4 protein-coding genes are annotated in these 3264 nt (G+C 44.9%); 2 read left to right on the forward strand and 2 right to left on the reverse strand.

Annotated features, from left to right (window positions below; all coding sequences use genetic code 11):
- The first annotated feature begins 269 nt into the window (after positions 1 to 269).
- Positions 270 to 743 carry a phosphate-starvation-inducible PsiE family protein gene (locus IM450_RS06970; RefSeq protein WP_002800917.1) on the forward strand — a complete coding sequence of 158 codons (474 nt, stop codon included), beginning with the start codon at positions 270 to 272 and terminating at the stop codon, positions 741 to 743.
- 166 nt (positions 744 to 909) lie between these two features.
- Here the strand turns inward: IM450_RS06970 and IM450_RS06975 are convergent, their stop codons facing one another.
- On the reverse strand, positions 910 to 1392 hold the full coding sequence (locus tag IM450_RS06975) for an SH3 domain-containing protein (protein WP_002800919.1): 483 nt from the start codon (positions 1390 to 1392) through the stop codon (positions 910 to 912).
- Positions 1393 to 1404: 12 nt separating this feature from the next.
- Positions 1405 to 2910, reverse strand: coding sequence for an AAA family ATPase (locus tag IM450_RS06980; RefSeq protein ID WP_002800920.1), 1506 nt, complete (start codon positions 2908 to 2910; stop codon positions 1405 to 1407).
- A 129-nt stretch (positions 2911 to 3039) separates the two neighbouring features.
- Between IM450_RS06980 and IM450_RS06985 the strand changes: the two genes are divergently transcribed.
- The coding region (locus tag IM450_RS06985) for a helix-turn-helix domain-containing protein (protein ID WP_287666247.1) at positions 3040 to 3264 on the forward strand (225 nt) is incomplete at its 3' end.

Raw genomic sequence — 3264 nt, forward strand, 5'->3', positions numbered from 1 at the left:
AGGGGGGATCAAGGGGGGATCAGCACCCCCCTTATTAAGGGGGGATCAAGGGGGGATCAGCACCCCCCTTATTAAGGGGGGATCAAGGGGGGATCAGCACCCCCCTTATTAAGGGGGGATCAAGGGGGGATCAGCACCCCCTTTATCAAGGGGGGATCAAGGGGGGATCAGCACCCCCTTTATCAAGGGGGGATATACTTACTTGTCAACTAAATAGAACAATTAGCAATAAAATACAATAATAATTTTTACTTTTTACTTAATCGATCATGCTCAAACAGATACGGAAACTACTTATCAATTTTGGTCAACAATGGCGCGATGAAGATTTCATGAGGTCGATTCATCTCATCGAAAACATAGTTTCTAAGGTTTTATCCGTAGCCTTAATTGTTGTTATTATTGTTTCTCTTTATGACCTAGTAGTTATCCTAATCAAAGACCTATTTACTACGGAACCCGTCGGTTTTTTTAGTAAAACTTTAATTGAAATCTTCGGATTATTTCTCAATATTTTGATCGCTTTAGAGTTATTAGAAAACGTCACTGCTTACCTAAGAAAACACATCGTACAGGTTGAATTAGTCGTAGTTACGGCTTTAATTGCCATCTCTCGAAAAATTATTATTTTTGACCCCAATAAATACAGTAAAGATGATTTAATTGCCCTCACTGTGGGAACCTTAGCTTTAGCGGCAAGTTATTGGTTAATCAGAAAAGTTAATCGCGATAATCGCTCTTGAAGTAGTGATTAAGTACCCAGACAGGATTAATCACAGATATTTTTGACTTCTGGAGTTGAGCAGTTCTGGGGTTCTCTCCTGCCAGAGTGTGAATTTAACTTTGTCCAATTACTGATTAGGGAAAGGGGTAGATTTAGAAAACCTAAAACCTAACCCTTCTAAATATTTACTCGACTCTAGAAATATTACCCGCTTTAATCCAACCTTCGCGACCATCGGACAGACGCACGCGATGCCATTGGCCGTCGCTGCTGGTTCCCACCACACTGACTTTAGTATTATAATCCAGACCGCCGAGACGAGTCGATTCACTGGTAGGTTCAGAGCGCAAACTTAAACCGCTTTGCCATGTCACCCGCGCTTGATAACCCTCGGATTTGGTTTCTCTTTTTGTTTCTTCGGGACTGGGTTTCGGGGAAGCTTTTGGTGCTGGTGCAGCTGTGGGAGACTCTTTCACCTCAGCTTGGGGTTTAGCAGCTTTTTCCTCCTTAGTTTCCTCTTTTTTCTCCTCGGTAAAGACGGGTTTAGGAGGATTAGAATTCATACCGGAGAGAAGCATATAGGCGACAGCAGTAGCCCCACCGACCAAAATCGCCACTCCCATGACAAAACCGAGCATAAATTGCAATAAACCGGATAAACGCTTCATATTGGTGCTAAATTAACTGTTAGGATTGACATTAAAACGATCATCGCGAGAGGCTAAACGAGCTTTACCGGACTTAGCCCAATCCTGTAGAAACTGGATCTGTTCTTGGGCAGTGCGAGCCAGGGGTATAATCTGACTAGCGGCCTCAAGCACATCATCGGTGCTAAAGTCACGATTTTGACTAAACCCGATGTGCATCGCTTCCACGATGGTTTGTTCGATTTCTGCCCCCGAAAAATCGGGAGTTTCGTAGGCTAATCGCTTTATATCATAACTTTTCAGATTATGGGGCCGCACTTTCCCCAAATGAACGCTAAAAATCTCCTCGCGGGACTTTTGGCTAGGTAGTCCGACAAAAAATATCTCATCGAAGCGTCCTTTTCGCAACATTTCCGGGGGCAGAGATTGGATGTTATTAGCTGTAGCGACGACAAAAACCGGCGATTGTTTCTCGGCTAACCAAGTGATAAAAGTCCCGAAAACCCGCCCGGTGGTTCCCCCGTCGCCTTTCCCATCCACTCCGGCGAAAGCTTTATCGATTTCGTCTATCCACAGCACACAGGGAGCTAAAGCTTCGGCGAGATTAATCATCTGACGGGTACGCGATTCCGATTCTCCCACCAATCCGCCAAATAAACGCCCCACGTCTAGACGCAGTAGGGGTAAGTGCCAATGATGGGAAATAGCTTTCGCTGTCAGGGATTTACCCGTCCCTTGAATTCCCACCAATAGTAAACCCCGGGGATTGGGTAAACCGTAGGCGCGGGCGCGTTCACTAAAGGCACCACCGCGACGAATCAGCCAATCTTTGAGGTTATCTAGGCCGCCGATGTCAGAAATCTGCTCTGTGGCGGGATAAAAGTCTAATATCTGGGTTTGACGAATCGATTGGCGTTTTTCTGCCAAAATTAATTCCACGTCCTCTGGCTCAATTTTGCCGTGACTGGCTAAACATTTGGCTAAAACCCGACGAATTCTCTCTAGGGATAATCCTTGGGCAGAAAGCACTAATTCATCCAGGAGTGGTTCTTTGACGGGTTGTCCGGTGGCGGCGATTAATCGCTGGATTTCCTGTTTAATTTCTTCGCCACTGGGGAGGGGAAAATCGACGACGGTGATTACTTCGGTTAGATCCGAGGGGATAGACAGTTCGGGAGCGACGATAATTAGGTTTTTGGGCTGAGATTTCAGAGAACGGGCCAGATTTCGCAATTTTCTGGCGATGGCAATATCTTCTAAAAAGCGCTGGAAATCGCGTAAAATTATGATCGCGGCGATGTTAGTCGGCAGCTTTTCGACGAATTCAAGAGCTTGCAGGGGATTACGCCGAGCAAAGTTCTCGTTATTGGGATTATCTTGATAACCATCCACAAAATCCCAGACATAGACAGCACGGTTATTGCTCTGTTTGGCAATATCGGCGATCGCTTTTTCGAGACGTTCTTCTTCTAGGGTGGTAGTATAGATGAGAGGATAACGGGCCCGCAGCAGTAATTCAAATTCTTCACCAAAGCTCATAGCTATTCGTCTATAGTTTTTGCTATTTATATCGTCATCAGAAAATTTGGGTCTGAAACCCCGTCGTTCTACGACGGCTTTACCGTTAAATATTAGCGCATTTACACGATATATGCTAAAATATGAGACATGGAAAAAGCCTATTCTTACCGATTTTACCCCACACCCGAACAAGAGTCGCTATTGCGGCGCACTTTGGGATGTGTAAGATTGGTTTACAACAAAGCTCTCCACGAACGAACACAAGCTTGGTACGAAAAGCAAGAAAGAGTAGGCTACGCTCAAACTTCTTCAATGTTGACCGATTGGAAAAAGCAAGAAGAATTAGACTTTCTCAATGAAGTAAGCTGTGTA

It is taken from the genome of Microcystis sp. M083S1 (assembly GCF_020246405.1).
GTDB classification, from domain to species: domain Bacteria; phylum Cyanobacteriota; class Cyanobacteriia; order Cyanobacteriales; family Microcystaceae; genus Microcystis; species Microcystis aeruginosa_C.

Bases quoted from the DNA above. Each gene is read 5' to 3' on its own strand.
- IM450_RS06970 (WP_002800917.1), top strand. From the start codon at position 270: ATGCTCAAACAGATACGGAAACTACTTATCAATTTTGGTCAACAATGG.
- IM450_RS06975 (WP_002800919.1), bottom strand. From the start codon at position 1,392: ATGAAGCGTTTATCCGGTTTATTGCAATTTATGCTCGGTTTTGTCATG.
- IM450_RS06980 (WP_002800920.1), bottom strand. From the start codon at position 2,910: ATGAGCTTTGGTGAAGAATTTGAATTACTGCTGCGGGCCCGTTATCCT.